We start from the raw sequence: 18,145 nt of genomic DNA on the forward strand, positions 1-18,145 counted from the left end.
TTTGGGCCCGGCTCATGTAAAAGCCTTTCACATGAGCTGGCGCAAGGAACAGAGCCGCGCCGAGCGCGGCTATCATCACGGCAATCTGAAAGAGGCGCTGCTGCAGGCGGCGCTCGGCCTGATCGCAGAGAAGGGACCTGCCGGGTTCACCTTCGCCGACGCCGCGCGTTCGGCCGGCGTCAGCCCGGCGGCGCCGTACCGGCATTTCCGTGATCGCGACGAGTTGCTTTCGAGCATCGCGCAGCGCGGTTTCGAGCAATTCGAGACGGTGCTGACCAGAGCCTGGGACGACGGACGTCCGGACACCGTCACGGCGTTCGAACGAGTCGGCAAGGCCTACCTCGCGTTTGCCCGCGAAGAGCCGGCGTTCTACTCGGCGATGTTCGAATCCGGGCTTCCCGTCGACCTTAACCCCGCATTATTGGCGGCGAGCGAGCGCGCCTTCGGCATCATCCGGGCCGCCGCGGAGCGCCTCGCTGCACTTGCGCCGCCCGGTACGCCGCGTCCGCCGGCGATGATGATGGCGCTGCATATCTGGTCGATGTCGCACGGCGTGGCGTCGCTGTTTGCCAGAGGCGATGCGGCGCGGCGCAAGCTGCCGATGTCGGCGGAGGATCTGCTGGAGGCGGAAGTGCTGATTTATCTGCGCGGCCTTGGTTTTTCGACCGACCGCCGGCCGTCTGCCCAAAAAGACCCGGCGGACCAAAAGCCGGCCGGCCAGCCGTCCGGTCCTTGGGGCACTCCAAAATAAATTGGAAGCCGCCGGGGGCGCCCCGCTTGACAAAAGGCTGGGATGGTTTAGGTATGTAAATGTTATTTACATTCACAACGGCGTGATGCCGTCATGGAGAGGGAAATGGCCTACACCGCAGATGTCAATCGATGGCGCGGCCCCACCGAAGAGCCCTACCGCCCGCATATGCTTGATTCGCCCTGGCACCCCGGCTGGATTGCCGTGACCGTACTGGGCTTCATCATCTGGTGGCCGATCGGCCTCGCCCTCCTCTTTTTCACACTCGGGAGCAGAAAAATGGCTTGCTGGAGCAACCAAGACCGCTGGTCGAATAAAATGGAGCGGATGCAGTACAAGATGGAGCGGATGCGGGGTCGCATGGAGCGACGCGGCTTCCCCTTCGGCGGCTTCGGACCGCCCTCGAGCGGCAACCGCGCCTTCGACGAGTACCGCATGGAAACCTTGCGGCGCCTCGAGGAAGAGCAGACCGAATTCAAGGATTTCCTCGATCGGTTGCGTCACGCCAAGGACAAGGAAGAGTTCGACCAGTTCATGGCGCAGCATCGCCAGCGACCGACGCCGCCCGCGGACGGCCAGCCCCAGGCCTGAATTTAAGGCTCGTGAATTCAAGGCTTAAGCCTCTGGCGCAGTGCCACCACAAAACCTGATGGCCAAGAACCGCCCGTTTGCGAAAGCAGACGGGCGGTTTTGTTTGGGTCCTCCGGAGTCTGGCCAGGAAAAGCTCCGATCCCGCCGCCCCCTTTTGCCGCAGACAAAATCCCCTTTGGTAACCCGCTATTAACCCTGATTAGCGTCTGGTTGGGGGCGTAAAGACGCGCGGATAGCCCTCGTTTTGACATGTTGGCAGGGGATGCAGGCCTCGGCTTCGGACGGGCCTCTCATGCGACACGACAGGGCTTTAGCGCTGGCACTTACCGCCGCGCTTTTCGCGCGGCCGTGGAACCGGCAGCCATTTGCTCCCGGAGGATTTGGGATACTTGCGTTGAGAGGATACCACTCATGAATCCGGCCGACGTGGCACAGTCAGCCTTGCCGATCGCATCCGCCGACGTCTCGCTGATTGCGCTGTTCTTGCAGGCCCACTGGATCGTCAAGGCGGTCATGCTGGGGTTATTGTCCTGTTCGGTCTGGGTCTGGGCGATCGCGATCGACAAGATGTTCCTGTATTCGCGGACTAAACGCGCCATGGATCGTTTCGAGCAAGCGTTCTGGTCAGGGCAGTCGATCGAGGAACTTTATCGAGCGCTCTCGGCCAAGCCGACGCAATCGATGGCGGCCTGCTTCGTTGCGGCGATGCGCGAATGGAAGCGGTCGTTCGAAAGCCAGGCACGATCCTTCGCCGGGCTTCAGATGCGGATCGAAAAAGTCATGAACGTCTCCATCTCGAGGGAAATCGAGCGGCTGGAACGCCGGCTGCTGGTGCTGGCGACGGTCGGTTCGGCCGGCCCGTTCGTCGGCCTGTTCGGTACCGTCTGGGGCATCATGTCGAGCTTCCAGTCGATCGCCGCCTCCAAGAACACCTCGCTCGCGGTGGTGGCCCCGGGCATCGCGGAGGCGCTGTTTGCCACCGCAATCGGCCTTATCGCCGCCATTCCGGCGACTATTTTCTACAATAAGTTCACCTCAGAGGTGAACCGGCAGGCCCAGCGGCTGGAAGGGTTCGCCGACGAATTTTCGGCGATTCTGTCGCGCCAGATCGACGAGCGGGCTTGAGGGGCGGTATATTGTGAGCGCATCCGTGAGCATCAGATCATGGCGATGAACATGGCAGGTTCGTCCGGCGGTGGCGGTCGCCGCGGCCGGCGGCGCGCGGTGATGGCGGAGATCAACGTCACCCCGATGGTCGACGTCATGCTGGTGTTGCTGATCATCTTCATGGTCTCGGCGCCGCTGCTGACGGTGGGCGTGCCGCTCGATCTGCCGCAGACCCAGGCCAAGAGCCTCGACCAGGACAAGAACCCGCTGACGCTTTCGGTCAACCTGAAAGGCCAGGTATTCCTCAACGATACCGAGATCGGGATTGATGATCTGGTGCCGAAGCTGAAAGCGATCACCGAGGCGCGCGGCGGGCTGGATGAGCGCATCTTTGTTCGGGGCGACAAGAAGGTCGACTATGGCACCGTGATGAAGGTGATGGGACGGCTGTCGTCCGCCGGCTTCAGGCGCGTGGCGCTGGTGACGGAAGTGGATCAGGGATAATCGGAAAGTGAAGGTCGACAAGACACTTATTGCGTCGGTCGCACTCCACGTCCTCGTGATCGGATGGGGGCTGGTATCTTTTTCGGCGCGCTCGCTCGAGGCGCCACCGCCGGAATCGATGCCGGTCGATATCATTTCAGCCGACCAACTCTCCAAGATCACCGCCGGCATCAAGACCGGCGAAAAGGACAAGCCGAAGCCGCTGGTCGAAAAGATCGCCGATGCCAATCCGGCTGACGACAACGTCGGCAAGATCACCGAAAAGAAGGAAATTGTGACCGCCACGGCGCCCGAACCGCCGCCGAAGCCCGTGGAGAAGCCGGTCGAGAAGAAACCCGATCCGCCCAAACCGGTCGCCGAGAACAAGCCCAAGGACGAGCCGAAGCCAATCGAGAAAAAGCCGGATCCGCCCAAGGTCGATCCGATCGCGGAAGCCCTGAAATCGGAAGATGCCAAGAAGCCAGTGCCAAAGCCTGAAGCCAAGGCCGCGCCGCCGCAGCCGCCGAAGCCCAAGCAGGAGCGCGTCTTCGATCAATCGAAGATCGCGGCCCTGCTCGACAAGCGCGATCCGACCCGCCAGGCCTTCACCGGTTCGGCGCTGAATTCGTCGGCCTCGCTCGGGTCCACGCACGGCACCGCGGCGACCTTGTCGCAGTCCGAACTCGACGCGATGCGGGCACGGCTGGCGAGCCTGTGGAATGTCCAGCCGGGTGTCGAACATCCCGAGGAACTCTATGTCACGGTGAGGATCCGGCTGAACCCGGATCGCCGGCTCGCAGCACCGCCCGTGGTCGTTTCAACCGGAAGCTCGCCGCGCTACCAGGCCGCGGCGGATGCGGCCGTTCGCGCCGTGCTGCAGGGTCAGCCGTACACAATGCTGCGAGACGAGACCTACGATCAATGGAAATACATGGACATCGATTTTGATCCTAAGCAGATGTTTCACAGTTGATGTTTTTGGAAATGAGCCAGCAAATGCCCATAACGTCGTTCTGTCTTCCTCCATTGCCGCTGAACCGCCGTAACATCCTGATCGGCGGCGCCGGCGCTGCCGCGGGTTTGCTGCTGCCGTCGCTTGCCGGCGCCCAAACCAAATTGCAGATAACCGAAGGCAACGTCGCACCATTGCCGATCGCGATACCGAATTTTGTCGCGGGGTCGCCGGCGGACGGCGAGGTCGGCGTCGGCGTCGCCCAGGTCATCACCAATAACCTGCAGCGCAGCGGACTGTTTGCGCCGATTGATCAGGCGGCCTTCATCGAAAAGATCGTCAACATCGACACCCCACCGCAATTCCAGAGCTGGAAAACCATCAACGCCCAGGCCCTGGTTACCGGCCGCATGACCCGCCAGGGCGATGGGCGACTGAAGGCCGAATTCCGCTTGTGGGACGTCGCCGCCGGTCAGCAGCTCACCGGCCAGCAATATTTCACGTCGCCGGAATACTGGCGGCGGATCGCGCACATCATTTCCGACCAGATCTACGAGCGCCTGACCGGTGAGAAGGGCTATTTCGACAGCCGCGTGGTGTTCGTGGATGAGAGCGGCGCCAAGGAGCGGCGCGTCAAGCGGCTGGCGCTGATGGATCAGGACGGCGCCAACGTCCGCTACCTGACCAAGGGCGCCGATCTGGTTCTGACGCCGCGGTTCTCGCCGTCGACCCAGGAAATCACCTATATGGAATTCGGCCAGGGTGATCCGCGCGTCTACTTGTACAGAATCGAGACCGGTGAACGTGAAATCGTCGGCAATTTTCCCGGCATGTCGTTCTCGCCGCGGTTTTCGCCGGACGGCCAGAGCGTGATCATGAGCTTGCAGCAGGGTGGCAATTCGAACTTGTTTGTGATGGATCTGCGCTCGAAGTCGACCACCCGGCTGACCGATACCCCGGCGATCGATACCTCGCCGTCTTATTCGCCCGACGGCGCCCGTATCTGTTTCGAATCCGACCGCGGCGGAAAGCCACAGATCTATGTAATGCCGGCGACGGGCGGGGCCGCGCAGCGCATCTCCTTCAGCAAGGACGACAGCAACGCAATCTATTCGACCCCGGTGTGGTCGCCGCGCGGCGACTACATCGCCTTCACTAAACAGGGCGGCGGCCAGTTTTCCATCGGCATCATGAAGCCCGACGGCTCGGGTGAGCGGATTCTCACCAGCGGCTACCACAACGAAGGACCGACCTTTGCGCCGAACGGCCGCGTCCTGATGTTCTTCCGCGATCCCGGCGGCAATGGCGGGCCTTCGCTGTTCACCGTGGACATCTCCGGACGCAACGAATTGCGGGTGCCAACCCCCGGCTTCGCGTCCGATCCGGCGTGGTCGCCCCTGCTGTCGTAAACCCAACCTGTTTGGACGCGCGGAGTCGTGTCGCGGCCCTATCCGGCGCGCGATGCAATCTGCAGTATCGGGCGCTCGAGGCGTGACCGGCAAAGCTTGCCTAGCTCGCTGATTTATCGGGCAGATTTTCGCACGGCGCAGCGAAAAACAACGTCTCGGTAACGATATTCCCTCAGAAAGACTTCATCTGCGACGGGTAAAAGTGCGGACCGAACAGGAACGCGTACAACCAAAATGCAGATCGCAAGTCAGAGCGGAGAGTCAGACCAGAAGATATCGCCGTCGATTTACGCGGCGTTGATCGATTCGCTTTTTCAGAATCCCGCGCCGTTGTTCGCGGGCGCCGTCCTGGTCGCCATTGCGGCCGTCATGACGGCCCTAAAGACCGAACAAAAGCTGCTCTGGCCATGCGCCGCGTTTCTCATCCTGGCCGGTGCTGCCCGTGCGCTCGATACGCACTGGTACAAGACGAGCAGGTCCGTTCTCACCGTCGATGAAGTCGCGCGTTGGGAGATGCGCTATCAGATTGCGGCGATGGTCTACGCCGTTGCACTTGGAACGTGGTGCTCGGCCGCTCTGCTGAGCAGTGACGATGCCGTGGCCCACATGATTTGCCTGACCGTCACCACCGGCTATGTGGCGGCAGGTGCGGGCCGCACCTATGGCAGGCCGTGGATCTTTCATGTGCAGATTGCACTCGCCTGCGGTCCGACCGCGGTCGCGCTGGCGCTTCGTGGGACACCCTATTACGTCGGAATGGCGATCGTCTGCGCGGTGTTCTTCTTCGCGCTCAAGCAGATCTCGACCAATTTGCAGAGGATTTTCGTTCAGGCGCTGGTGGCGCGCGAGCGGGAGGCGGCGCTGGCCGGCCAGTTCGACACGGCGCTGAACAACATGCCGCACGGCCTTTGCATGTTCGCCGCCGACGGACGTCTTGCAGTCATGAATCATCGCTTCCGCGAGATGATGAACCTGTCGGACGATCTCGTGCATCGCGGCGCGCGCGCAGCCGACATCGTCTCCGCCTGCGTCAGCGCCGGATCGATCTCGAGGGTGAGCGGAAAGATAATCCTCTCGGAAATCGAGAATTCGCAGGCGAGGGATATCGTCACCACCGATCCGGACGTCGCCCGTGGCCGGTCGCTGTCATGGACATTCCAGCCGATGGCAGGCGGCGGCGCCGTCGTTTTGCTGGAAGACATCACCGAACGGCGCAACGCGGAAGCCAGAATTTCGCATTTGGCGCGTTACGACGAACTGACCGCGCTTCCCAACCGGCTCAATTTCCGCGACGAGATCGAGCGTCTTTTGGCGGTTCCGCACGATGCCGACCAGCTGTCGGCTTTGCTGTTTGTCGACCTCGATCAGTTCAAGCAGGTCAACGACACCCTGGGTCATCCTTGCGGCGACCAGCTGTTGTGTGCGGTCGCCGACCGGTTACGCGAAATGCTGCGCCCGGAGGATTTCGTGGCGCGGTTCGGCGGCGACGAATTCGTGGTGTTTCAGCAGAACATCAAATCCAACGAGGACGCCGCCGGCCTCGCCCGCCGAATTGTCGACCGTCTGAGCGAGCGCTACAAAATCGACAACCATCTGGTCGAGATCGGCGCCAGCGTCGGCATCGCGATGACATCGCCGGCCGGCGTCAGCGCCGATACGCTCTTGAAGAACGCGGACATGGCGCTCTATCGCGCCAAGGCGAACGGCCGCGGCACCTTCTGCTTTTTCCGCGACGAGATGGCGCAAACCGTCGAGGCGCGCCGCATTCTGGAACTGGACCTGCGCAAGGCGCTGGCCAACGAAGAATTCGAGCTGTTCTATCAGCCGCTCGTCAATCTCAAATCCGGACGAATCGCCACGTGCGAAGCATTGCTGCGGTGGAATCATCCGGTGCGGGGCACGGTTTCCCCGGTCGATATCATTCCGATCGCCGAGGACATGGGCCTGATCGTCGATCTTGGCCGCTGGATCCTGCGCAAGGCCTGCATGGAATGCATGAAATGGCCGGAGGGCGTCAGCGTCGCGGTCAATTTTTCGCCGCAGCAGTTCCATCAGCGCGACGTGCTGAACGAGGTCCGTTACGCGCTCGAAGTTTCCGGGCTGCCGGCGCACCGTCTCGAGATCGAGATCACCGAATCGTCGCTGTTGCGCAATACCCAATTGACCCACGATGTGCTGTCGCAACTGGGCGCGATCGGGGTGCGGATTTCGCTGGACGATTTCGGCACCGGCTATTCAAGCCTGAGCTACCTGCATAATTTCCCGCTGCAGAAGGTCAAGATCGATCGATCCTTCCTGGAGGGGATCGACAGCGATCGTCCGCTGACGCTGCTGCGCGGCGTGGCGCGGCTCAGCGCCGATCTCGGCATGTCGGTCGTGGTCGAAGGCATCGAGACCAACGAGCAACTGGAGCTGATCAGCGCCGATGGCACGGTGACCGAGGCGCAGGGCTACCTGTTCAGCCGGCCGGTGCCGGCGGTGCGGGTGCGCCAGTTGCTCAACGCCTCGCACGCCCGCCGCCTGCCGGACGAGAAAACGCTGGCGGTACCCTCGATCGATCGCCTGAAAAACGCTCGATAGCTCGTTGGTGGAATTTCCTTTCCTCACTCCGCCCTGCGGCGCGATGTTTGAACTGCCCAAGGTTAACCCTAACGTCGCGATCTCTTTGCCTATTCGTTAAGAAGGTGTTAATCCTTCATGTGCCCGCAGAAGTTGTTGGGAGTGCAAGGAGTATCATATGCGGTCCGCCGCCGAAGCATCTACCGCGGCTCTTGGCCGGACTTGGGACCCGCTGGATCAAGTCGATTACCGTCTGGCGGAGACGCCGGACGAAAGGGAGGAGATTTATAATCTTCGCTACCGGGCCTATCTGCGCGAGGGCGCAATCCGGCCCTCGGCCGACCAGCGCGTGGTCGATCAATATGAAGACGCCCCCAACGCCTGGACGTTCGGCGTTTATTTTCATGGTGAGCTTTACAGCTCCATTCGTGTGAGCGTGCTGACGGCGGAGTGGCGGATGTCACCGTCGGTCGAGCTGTTTGGCGATGTTCTTCACCCCAAACTGGATAAGGGGCTGGTTTTCATTGATTCAACTCGCTTCGTTGCCGACCCCGACAAGGCGAGAAATTTCCCGGAGCTTCCCTATGTGACGGTGAGGCTGGGTTCGGTTGCCGGCGTTCATTTCAACGCTGACTTCGGATTGGCCATCGTTCGTCCCGAGCATCAGGCGTTTTACCACCGCGTGTTTCTGATGGAACCTTTGTGCGAACCGCGATTGTACCCGGGTCTTGTAAAGCCGGTTGGATTGATGGCCGGGCACTTACCGACGGTACGTGAAAGAGTCCTGGTCCGTTTTCCGTTTCTGCGTTCAAGCGCCTTCGAACGGCGGATGTTGTTCCAGCGTGCCGGCGAGCGCCGCTCACCGCCGCACGATGTCGTCACTTCGTTCGAGCGCGCCTCGATCGTCCCGCAATCCTGACCAATCGCGCCAGAAGGCGCCGAAGTTGCCCGCCCCGGGGGCGGTTCCCATCCCCTTGAGCCCATTTTGCAAGCCGGCCCTGCGATAGTGCCGGGATCGGCCCTAAGGCGGCCGTGCCGCACACCTGCTTGCTTCACCGTCGCGCCACATTTACAAATCATTAACCATCGCGGTTGCTTTTCGCCGTTTGTCGGCATTTGATCGGGTCTGGAAACACCCCATCAAGGTTGACGGAACGTTCGCTTAACCATCGCCCTGTAGACCGGATAACAGTAGAAAAACGCGAGCGCGGAGGCTCCGGAATGAAACATCAAGTGCGCATCCTCCAGGGATTGAAGCTGGCTGCGGTGCTTGCGGTGGCGCTGTCGATGGGCGCCTGCGCGAACAAGAACCTCGGCGCCGACGGCGCGATGGCCAGTGCTGCGACCCCGGGCAGCCAGCAGGATTTCGTGGTCAATGTCGGCGACCGCGTGTTCTTCGAGAGCGACCAGACCGATCTAAGTCCCCAGGCGATCGCGACCCTGGAGAAGCAGGTGCGCTGGCTGCAGAACTACAACCGCTACTCCTTCACCATTGAAGGCCATGCGGACGAGCGCGGCACCCGCGAATACAACATCGCGCTGGGCGCGCGGCGTGCTCAGTCGGTTCGCACCTTCTTCGCTTCCCGCGGCATCGATCCCTCAAGGATGCGGACGATCTCTTACGGCAAGGAACGCCCGGTCGCGGTATGCAACGACATCTCGTGCTGGTCGCAGAACCGCCGTGCCGTCACGGTCCTGAACGCCAGTTCATAAGAGAGCTCGTTTTCCCCATGTTTATCGCCGGCGCCTTCGGGCGCCGGTTTTGCTTTGGGTGGCTCCGTTTCAGCTCCAGGTTTGTCTCAGTCACATTTTTGGCGTACTCCCTCTCTCAATGTTGTTTCCGCTTTTGATGTCGTCGTCAGGCCAAAATGTCATCCAGATTTCATCAAATCACGCGCGCCGCGGCGATCTCCGGAATGCTGACGCTGGCTTCACAGGCCGTAACGACACAAGCCCTGGCGCAATCCGACGATACCGATCCGGAAATGCGGATTGAACAGTTGGAGAATCAGCTGCGGCAATTGACCGGCCAGAATGAGGAGCTGCAATACCGCAACCGGCAGCTCGAAGATCGTTTGAAGCTGCTGCAGGAGGGCGCGCAGGCGGCACCCGCCCAGCCCGCCGTCGCCCAGCCCAGCGTCGCCACGGCCCCTCCGGCCCAGGCCTATCCGGCCTATCGGCAGCCACAGGCCCAGCCGGGTTATGAGATTGCCGCTCCGGCGCCGATTGTCCAGGAGCCGCCCGAAGCCCCCCAAGGCGCCCCACAAGGCCGGCGCCGTGGCGATGCCTTCGATCCCAGCCAGTCCCCGACAGCTCCGGGGGTGCCGCGCGCGCTTGGCGGCGGCCAGCTGCCGATTCCGGCTGAGGGGCCCGTTGGCGCGCCGGGCGGGCGCGGCGCCGGCGAGCCGCTCGATCTGGCCAATACCGGGGCGCGCAACCCGGCAGCACTGCCCCCACCGCTGCCGCGCAATCCCGGCGCGACCGGCGGACTGACCACTTTACCGCCGTCGGCAACCCCGAAGGACGAGTTCGATCTCGGCATCGGTTATATGGAGCGCAAGGATTATGCGCTGGCCGAAGAGACCATGCGCAACTTCGCGCAAAAATACCCCAGCGATCCCCTGACCGCAGATTCGCAGTACTGGCTGGGCGAGAGCTTATTTCAGCGCCAGCGATATCGCGACGCCGCGGAAGCCTTCCTTGGGGTGACCACGAAATTCGACAAATCGGCGAAAGCGCCGGACGCATTGCTGCGGCTCGGACAATCGCTGGCGGCTCTGAAGGAGAAGGAGGCTGCCTGCGCGGCGCTCGGCGAGGTGACACGGAAATATCCGCGCGCCTCGAGCGGCGTCAAACAGGCGGTCGACCGTGAGCAAAAGCGGGTTAAGTGCTAGAATCGCGCTGCACGAGTCTATAAGCAGGCTCCGACATCAGCCGGCAATGCCATGCCCGACGACGACCATTCCGCGATCTCGGCACAAACTGCAAAGCGTCTGTTCGCGGACTGGAGGGGCGCCCCTGCGATCGTTCTCGCCGTTTCCGGCGGCCCTGATTCAATCGCGCTGATGTGGCTTGCGGCGCGCTGGCGCCGTGCCTTGAAACGCGGTCCGCGCCTCATCGCCGTTACCGTCGATCATGGTTTGCGCACCGAAGCCGCGGCCGAAGCGCGCGACGTCAAGCGCCTGGCGCGCAGCCTCGATCTGCAGCATCGCACGGTACGCTGGAGCGGCACCAAACCGAGAACCGGATTGCCGGCCGCGGCGCGATCGGCGCGGTACCGCCTGCTGGCGCAGGCCGCGAGGGCCAACGGCGCCACGCACATCCTCACCGCGCATACCCGTGACGATCAGGCCGAGACGCTCTTGATGCGGATAATGCGCGGCAGCGGCGTCGCCGGCCTTGCGGCAATGGCGCGGGAGTCCGACCGCGACGGCGTGCGTCTGGCGCGTCCGTTTCTGAATGTTTCGAAATCGCAGCTGATCGCGACGCTTCGGAAGGCAAAGGTCAGCTTCGCTGACGATCCGACCAACCGCGACACCAGCTTCACGCGTCCGCGTCTGCGCATGTTGATGCCGGCTCTTGCCGCAGAGGGCGGCGATACACGCAATCTGGCGCGGCTGGCGTCGCGGCTTGCCCGGGCCAATCAAGCGGTGGAAGTTCTGGTCGATGGCGCCGAGCGTTATCTCGCGCTGAGGGATCGCGATCCGTCGCGTCCGGGTTTTCAAGCCAAAAGCTTCGATACCAAGATATTGGATGCCAAAACCTTCGATGCAAAGGCGTTTGCCGCCTTGGCGGAGGAAATCCGGCTTCGGCTGCTGCTACGCGCGATCGATCGGTTCGGCCATGAGGGGCCGGCTGAACTGGGCAAGGTCGAAGCCTTGCTGTCGGCATTGGACCGGGCGCTTGCGCAGAACCCTGCCGGCCGCCGGCCAAAGCCAAGGCTGAAACAGACCCTTGCCGGTGCGCTGGTCAGCCTGATCGACGGCCGGATTCGCGTCGAGCCGGCGCCGCCGCGCCGCCATCGCGCCAAATAGCGCATATTCCGCGCCGGTGTCATATTCCCTCTGGAGTCCTTAACCACCCGGGAAGACACCCCTTTCAGCGCCATCATTTGAACGGGAATCGCGCTAGAATGCGCTAAATAGTCCTGCGTGGTTCCCTTGGCAGCGACCGGGGCGACACCTAGATTGTAATGCAGTCGACCGAGGGATTCCCTCGTGCTGCCCAAGGACAAAGGCCGCGATCCGCGCGACCACGAAGGAAGATCGATGAACGCCAATCTGCGCAATTTCGCCCTCTGGGTCATTATTGTTCTGCTGTTGTTGGCGCTGTTCACGCTCTTCCAGAATCCGGGTCAGCACGCCTCCTCGCAGGACATCTCGTTCTCGCAGCTTCTGACCGAAGTCGACCAAAATCACGTCCGTGACGTCGTGATCCAGGGGCCGGAAATCCACGGTACCTTCACCAACGGCTCAAGCTTCCAGACCTACGCGCCGAACGACCCGACGCTGGTTTCGCGCCTGTATAACGGCAAGGTTCAAATCACCGCGAAGCCTCCCGGCGACAACGTGCCGTGGTTCGTGTCGCTGCTGGTTTCATGGCTGCCGTTCATCGCGCTGATCGGGGTCTGGATCTTCCTGTCGCGGCAGATGCAGGGCGGCGCCGGCAAGGCGATGGGCTTCGGCAAGTCGCGCGCCAAGATGCTGACCGAGGCCCATGGCCGCGTCACCTTCGAGGACGTCGCCGGCGTCGACGAAGCCAAGCAGGACCTGCAGGAGATCGTCGAATTCCTGCGCGATCCTGGCAAATACCAGCGGCTCGGCGGACGGATTCCGCGCGGCGTGCTCCTGGTCGGCCCTCCCGGCACCGGCAAGACGCTGATCGCGCGCGCGGTCGCGGGTGAAGCCAACGTGCCGTTCTTCACGATCTCGGGATCGGACTTCGTCGAAATGTTCGTCGGCGTCGGCGCCAGCCGCGTCCGCGACATGTTCGAGCAGGCCAAGAAAAATGCACCGTGCATCATCTTCATCGACGAAATCGACGCGGTCGGCCGCCATCGCGGCGCCGGTCTCGGCGGCGGCAATGACGAGCGCGAGCAGACGCTGAACCAGTTGCTGGTCGAGATGGACGGCTTCGAGGCCAATGAAGGCGTGATCCTGATCGCGGCGACCAACCGGCCCGACGTGCTCGATCCGGCGCTGCTGCGTCCCGGCCGCTTCGACCGCCAGGTGGTGGTGCCGAATCCGGATGTGGTCGGCCGCGAACAGATCCTCAAGGTTCACGTCCGCAAGGTGCCGCTGGCGCCGGATATCAACCTCAAGACGATCGCCCGCGGCACCCCCGGCTTCTCCGGCGCCGACCTGATGAACCTTGTCAACGAAGCGGCGCTGACCGCGGCGCGGCGCAACAAGCGCATGGTGACCCAGGCCGAGTTCGAGGAAGCAAAAGACAAGGTCATGATGGGCGCCGAGCGCAAGTCGCTGGTGATGACCGAAGAAGAGAAGATGCTGACCGCCTATCACGAAGGCGGCCACGCCATCGTCGGCCTCAACGTGATCGCGACCGACCCGATCCACAAGGCGACCATCATTCCGCGCGGCCGTGCGCTCGGTATGGTGATGCAGCTGCCCGAGCGCGACAAGCTGTCGATGTCACTCGAGCAGATGACCTCGCGGCTTGCCATCATGATGGGCGGCCGCGTCGCCGAAGAACTGGTGTTCGGTCGCGAGAAGGTCACGTCCGGCGCCTCGTCCGACATCGAGCAGGCGACCCGGTTGGCGCGGATGATGGTGACGCGCTGGGGCCTTTCCGAAGCGCTCGGCACCGTATCCTACGGCGAAAACCAGGATGAGGTTTTCCTGGGCATGTCGGTGTCACGTACCCAGAATGCCTCCGAGGCCACGGTTCAGAAGATCGACACCGAGATCCGGCGTTTTGTGGAAGAAGGTTACAACCAGGCGACCAAAATCCTGACCGAGAAGCGTGCCGATCTTGAAGCTTTGGCCAAGGGCCTGCTTGAATTCGAAACCCTGACCGGCGACGAGATTCAGGATCTGCTCAAGGGCAAGAAGCCGAATCGCGAGTCGGTGCTGGAGCCGACCACCCCGCGCACCTCCGCGGTGCCACCGGCCGGCAAGCCGCGCCCGCGGCCCGATCCGGATCCCGGGCTGGAGCCGCAGCCGCAGGCCTGAAGGTCAGCCGGTTTGAATCGAAAACGCGGCGGCAACGCCGCGTTTTTTATTTGTGCCGTGGCATGTGAAGCTGCGTCTGTTGCATAAGGATTGTGGTTGGCGTCGATCCCGGCGTCATGCCATGTTTCGATCACGACGCGAGCGCGGGCCAAACCGCGTCGGTCGCGGCCGCCGTTTGAGCGTCCGACAATAAAAAGGGGAGGGGGGTCGATGCGTTTCGTCACGAGACTGGGCGTCCTGGGCGCGCTTGCCCTACTGGCCTGGCCTGCTGCCTCGTTCGCCACGGACATGCGCGGCGTCACCGCGACCGAAATCAGGATCGGCCAGACCATGCCTTACAGCGGCCCGGTCTCGGCGTTCGGCGCGCTCGGCAAGAGCGAGGTTGCCTATTTCAAGATGGTCAACGACCACGGCGGCATCAACGGCCGCATGGTCAATCTGATTTCGCTCGACGACAGTTACGTGCCGCCGAAGACCGTGGAGCAGACCAGGCGGCTGGTGGAGAGCGATGAAGTCGCACTGATCTTTTCCTCGATCGGCACCGCGCACAACACCGCGATCGCAAAATACCTGCAGAGCAAGAACATCCCGCAATTGTTCGTGGGCTCCGGCGCCTCGAAATTCGCCGACCTCGCGCAATATCCGCAGGCCACGCTGGGCGTGCAGGCGCCGTTCCGTTACGAGGCGCGGCTTTACGCACGCTACGCCCTGGCCAAGAATCCGAATGCTAAATTCGCCATCATCTCGCAGAATGACGATTTTGGCCGCGACTATCTGCTCGGATTGAAGGATGTGCTCGGCGACAAATACGATTCTCTGGTCACCGGCGCGACCTACGAAATATCGGATCCCACCATCGACTCCCAGATTGTCAAGCTGAAGGCATCCGGCGCCGATGTGCTGATCATCGCGGCGACGCCGAAATTCGCGGCCCAGTCGATCCGAAAGGTTTTCGAAATTGGCTGGAAGCCGATGACATTCCTGTCGAACGTCGCGGTCTGGGTATCTTCGGTGATGGAGCCCGCCGGGCTCGAGGCCGGCATCGGGATTCTCTCCACCGCCTATGTCAAGGACCCGATGGACCCGGCGTGGAAAGACGATCCGGACGCGATGCGATGGCGAGCGTTCATGGCGAAGTACATGCCGAACGATGATCTGCGCGACCAGAATTTCGTCAACGGCTACAACAGCGCGATGGTGCTTGAGCACGTCCTGAAAGCCTGCGGCGACGATTTGTCGACCGAAAACATCCTCAAGCAGGCCTATGCCATCAAGGACATGGACCTGCCGATGATGCTGCCGGGCATCAAGGTCAACACCTCAGCGACCGATCACGTTCCGATCGACCAGATGCAGTTCATGCGTTTCAACGGCAAGAACTGGGAGCGATTCGGGGAGTTGCAGACCGGGAATTGACGTTTTCGTCGTTCCCCGCGCAAGCGCGGAGCGCTTGTCGCTTAGGGTTCGTCGCTTCGCGTCGCTCGGGAATGACGAAACTATTATCCCAGCTTGCCAACCTCGGCCTCGACCAGCGACCAGCATTTCGAGCCGAGCTTTTGCTTCCAGACCGCATAGACCTCGGGAAGCCTGGCGCGGAAGGCGGCCTGGTCGACGTCGTTGAACACCAGACCGCGTTTGACGAAATCGTCACGCAGGCTCGCGTTCAGCGCGGCCTGGTCCTGGCGCTGCTGGCGGACATATTTGGTGAAATTACGCTCGATCACGCCCTGGATGTCGTCGGGCAGGGCCTTCCAGGTCGCAGGGTGTGCCATCGCGTTAAAGCCGGACCACATGTGATTGGTCAGGCTGACATACTTCACCAACTCGTAAAGCTTGAAACCCTGCAGGATCGCCAGCGGATTTTCCTGGGCGTCGACGCGTCCGGTTTTCAGCGCGTCGTAGATCTGGTTGGCCGACGTCGTCACCGGCTGGGCGCCGAACGCCCCAAAAGTGTCGAGCATCATCTGTCCCGGGGGCACGCGGATTTTCATGCCAGCGAAATCCTCAGGCGTTGTGACCGGGCGCGGAATCGACGCCACCTGCCGCATGCCGTTGTCGAAGCCGGCGACCGGAAACAGATACATGCCCTTGGCGGCCATCTCCTCGCCGATATATTTTCCGAGCGGGCCGTCGATGGCCTTGTGCGCCTCCGCCGCCGACTTGAATGCGAACGGCAATTGCTGGGCTTCGGCCACCGGCACCACCGTCCCAATGATGCCGCCCATCAGGGTGAAGAACTGGATCTCGCCCGCGATCAGCATCTTTAGCGCGTCGGGATCGCCGCCGGGCAGCTTGTTGTTCTCCGGATAGACGGTCGTTTCGACCCGGCCGTTGGTTTCCGCTGCTATGGCCTGCCACATCGCAGTGAGGTTCTTGTGCAGCGTGCCGCTCGCGGCCTGATTGTGATATTGCGAAAACTTGTATTCGGCGGCCAGCGAGGGCCTGATGATAATGGCCGATCCCGCCGCTGCCGCTGCGCCTGACAATACCGACCGTCGTGTCCATTTCGTAGTCATGTGCCCTCCCGGTCCCGCCTCTGCCCGGGCGGTTAAGAATTTCCGGCCGGACTGTCGTCGATATCAGGTCATTTCGCCACGAAAATCCGGTCACGACCGCCCTTCAACTTAAGATTTCTTAAGGGCTGTTGGCCCTATTGGTGGAAGCGGCGCGCGTTCCGCCAGGGCGGTCGCATGCGCGAAAAGGGACTTCGCATGGCCACGTCCGTATCCGCCCCGACGATTGCTCCGGAGCCCAGCGCGATCCCCGCATCGCTCTGGAATGCGTGCTTCGTGCTGTGCGTCATCAACGCTTCGTTTTTCCCAACAGCGTTCTTTTCGCACTGGTGGATCTACGACCCGAACGGCCTGGGAATCCCGACCGACTTCGTCAATGTCTGGGCGGCGGGCCGGCTGGTGCTCGATGGCCATCCGGCGCTCGCTTACGATTGGGATATCCAGAAGAAGGTTGAGGTCGCGCTGCTCGGCCAGGATTTCATCGGCAATTTTGCCTGGCACTACCCGCCGCCGTTTTTGTTCGTCGCAACCTTCCTGGCGCAGTTTCCCTATGCGGTCGCTTTCGTCGGCTGGGTTTCGGTCAGCTTCGTGCCTTATCTCGTGATGATGCGCGCGATCGTCGGCCGCAGCTTCGGCTTGCTGCTGGCGGTGGCGTTTCCGCTGGTGCTCAACAACACCCTTGTGGGGCAGAACGGCTTTCTCACTGCGGCGCTGATCGGCGGTACGCTGTGTCTGATGCCGACGCGGCCGGTGCTTTCAGGGATTTGCCTGGGGCTGTTGAGCTACAAGCCGCAATACGGACTGCTGTTTCCGATCGTGCTGATCGCCGCAGCGCAGTGGACGGTGTTCTTCACCGCGGCCTGCGTCGCGGTCGCGATGGCGTTCGCTTCGTGGCTCGTCTTCGGCACCGAGAGCTGGCAGGCGTTCTTTCACTGGATGCCGATGTTTTCGCAGGCCTTCCTCACGGAGGGCCGGGCCACCTTCTGGAAGTTGCAGAGCCTGTTCGCGCTGGTTCGATTCCTCGGCGGCAGCGAGCAGCTGGCGTGGATATTTCAGTGGATCCTGAGCGGGACGGTGGCGCTGGGGCTGGCGCTGATGTGGCGCAGTTCGGTGCGCTATTCGTTGAAGGCCGCTGCGCTCGCGGTCGGCACCTTGCTGATCACGCCCTACCTGTTCATGTACGACATGATGGTACTGGCGATACCCGTGGCCTTCCTGGTCCGGATCGGGCTTGCGAGCGGTTTTCGCCGCTATGAGCTCCCGGCACTGGCCTGCGCGCTCGGTTTGATCATCGGTTTCACATTCCTGAGGGCGCCGGTCGGGCTCGGCGCCACGCTGATCGTCGCCGGCCTGATCGCCGGGCGTGCTGGCCTCTGGTGGCGGCATGCACCGGCGCCGTCCTTGATGGTGGGAGCCGGCGCCTAAGCATTGTTGCCTCACCGGATCGTCATATCTTGCGTCTTGTCATCGAGCCTGAATAGTTGTTCAGTTCTTCAAGGCGGTTGTGCCAAATCGCTCGAAAGATTGAACATGCGTGCGTTCCCGGACCGGGCGACTTCGGCCCGGACGCGTGGACCAGGGATGAGAAA

General features: G+C 62.2%; 15 protein-coding genes. 14 read left to right on the forward strand and 1 reads right to left on the reverse strand.

Annotated features, from left to right (window positions below):
• Nucleotides 1-31 precede the first annotated feature (31 nt).
• The 13 genes from B5527_RS03565 to B5527_RS03625 all read left to right on the forward strand — a co-directional run bounded on the left by B5527_RS03565 (nucleotide 32) and on the right by B5527_RS03625 (nucleotide 15,459).
• Entirely contained in the window at nucleotides 32-751 is a 720-nt protein-coding gene (locus B5527_RS03565; protein ID WP_079600047.1) for a TetR/AcrR family transcriptional regulator, read from the forward strand.
• 105 nt (nucleotides 752-856) lie between these two features.
• Nucleotides 857-1,342 carry a DUF2852 domain-containing protein gene (locus B5527_RS03570; RefSeq protein ID WP_079600048.1) on the forward strand — a complete coding sequence of 162 codons (486 nt, stop codon included), beginning with the start codon at nucleotides 857-859 and terminating at the stop codon, nucleotides 1,340-1,342.
• Nucleotides 1,343-1,753: 411 nt separating this feature from the next.
• Entirely contained in the window at nucleotides 1,754-2,467 is a 714-nt protein-coding gene (gene tolQ, locus B5527_RS03575; RefSeq protein WP_079600049.1) for a protein TolQ, read from the forward strand.
• 39 nt (nucleotides 2,468-2,506) lie between these two features.
• Nucleotides 2,507-2,953, forward strand: a complete 447-nt coding sequence (tolR, locus tag B5527_RS03580) for a protein TolR (protein ID WP_079600050.1) — start codon at nucleotides 2,507-2,509, stop codon at nucleotides 2,951-2,953.
• A 7-nt stretch (nucleotides 2,954-2,960) separates the two neighbouring features.
• Nucleotides 2,961-3,905, forward strand: a complete 945-nt coding sequence (locus tag B5527_RS03585; protein ID WP_079600051.1) for a protein TolA — start codon at nucleotides 2,961-2,963, stop codon at nucleotides 3,903-3,905.
• A gap of 23 nt (nucleotides 3,906-3,928) precedes the next feature.
• Nucleotides 3,929-5,293 (forward strand): Tol-Pal system beta propeller repeat protein TolB, encoded by a 1,365-nt coding sequence (gene tolB / locus B5527_RS03590; protein WP_079607039.1) that lies wholly within the window; start codon nucleotides 3,929-3,931, stop codon nucleotides 5,291-5,293.
• Nucleotides 5,294-5,527: 234 nt separating this feature from the next.
• Nucleotides 5,528-7,873, forward strand: a complete 2,346-nt coding sequence (locus B5527_RS03595) for a putative bifunctional diguanylate cyclase/phosphodiesterase (RefSeq protein WP_079600052.1) — start codon at nucleotides 5,528-5,530, stop codon at nucleotides 7,871-7,873.
• A 157-nt stretch (nucleotides 7,874-8,030) separates the two neighbouring features.
• Nucleotides 8,031-8,771, forward strand: a complete 741-nt coding sequence (locus tag B5527_RS03600) for an N-acyl amino acid synthase FeeM domain-containing protein (protein WP_079600053.1) — start codon at nucleotides 8,031-8,033, stop codon at nucleotides 8,769-8,771.
• 302 nt (nucleotides 8,772-9,073) lie between these two features.
• Nucleotides 9,074-9,565, forward strand: coding sequence for a peptidoglycan-associated lipoprotein Pal (pal, locus tag B5527_RS03605; RefSeq protein WP_079600054.1), 492 nt, complete (start codon nucleotides 9,074-9,076; stop codon nucleotides 9,563-9,565).
• Between the two features lie 155 nt (nucleotides 9,566-9,720).
• Nucleotides 9,721-10,746 carry a tol-pal system protein YbgF gene (gene ybgF, locus B5527_RS03610; protein WP_079600055.1) on the forward strand — a complete coding sequence of 342 codons (1,026 nt, stop codon included), beginning with the start codon at nucleotides 9,721-9,723 and terminating at the stop codon, nucleotides 10,744-10,746.
• Between the two features lie 51 nt (nucleotides 10,747-10,797).
• Nucleotides 10,798-11,886, forward strand: a complete 1,089-nt coding sequence (gene tilS / locus B5527_RS03615; protein WP_079600056.1) for a tRNA lysidine(34) synthetase TilS — start codon at nucleotides 10,798-10,800, stop codon at nucleotides 11,884-11,886.
• 234 nt (nucleotides 11,887-12,120) lie between these two features.
• Nucleotides 12,121-14,043 carry an ATP-dependent zinc metalloprotease FtsH gene (ftsH, locus tag B5527_RS03620; RefSeq protein WP_079607040.1) on the forward strand — a complete coding sequence of 641 codons (1,923 nt, stop codon included), beginning with the start codon at nucleotides 12,121-12,123 and terminating at the stop codon, nucleotides 14,041-14,043.
• 210 nt (nucleotides 14,044-14,253) lie between these two features.
• Nucleotides 14,254-15,459: an ABC transporter substrate-binding protein gene (locus B5527_RS03625; RefSeq protein WP_079600057.1), complete on the forward strand. Its 1,206-nt coding sequence runs from the start codon at nucleotides 14,254-14,256 to the stop codon at nucleotides 15,457-15,459.
• A gap of 83 nt (nucleotides 15,460-15,542) precedes the next feature.
• Here B5527_RS03625 and B5527_RS03630 read toward each other — a convergent pair whose 3' ends face one another.
• Complete coding sequence (locus B5527_RS03630) at nucleotides 15,543-16,559, reverse strand: TRAP transporter substrate-binding protein (protein ID WP_079600058.1); 1,017 nt, start codon at nucleotides 16,557-16,559, stop codon at nucleotides 15,543-15,545.
• Nucleotides 16,560-16,754: 195 nt separating this feature from the next.
• Here B5527_RS03630 and B5527_RS03635 point away from each other — a divergent pair, with 195 nt between their 5' ends.
• Nucleotides 16,755-17,981, forward strand: coding sequence for a glycosyltransferase family 87 protein (locus tag B5527_RS03635; RefSeq protein ID WP_079607041.1), 1,227 nt, complete (start codon nucleotides 16,755-16,757; stop codon nucleotides 17,979-17,981).
• The last annotated feature ends 164 nt before the right edge of the window (nucleotides 17,982-18,145 follow it).

This window comes from Bradyrhizobium erythrophlei (assembly GCF_900129425.1).
GTDB lineage: Bacteria > Pseudomonadota > Alphaproteobacteria > Rhizobiales > Xanthobacteraceae > Bradyrhizobium > Bradyrhizobium erythrophlei_C.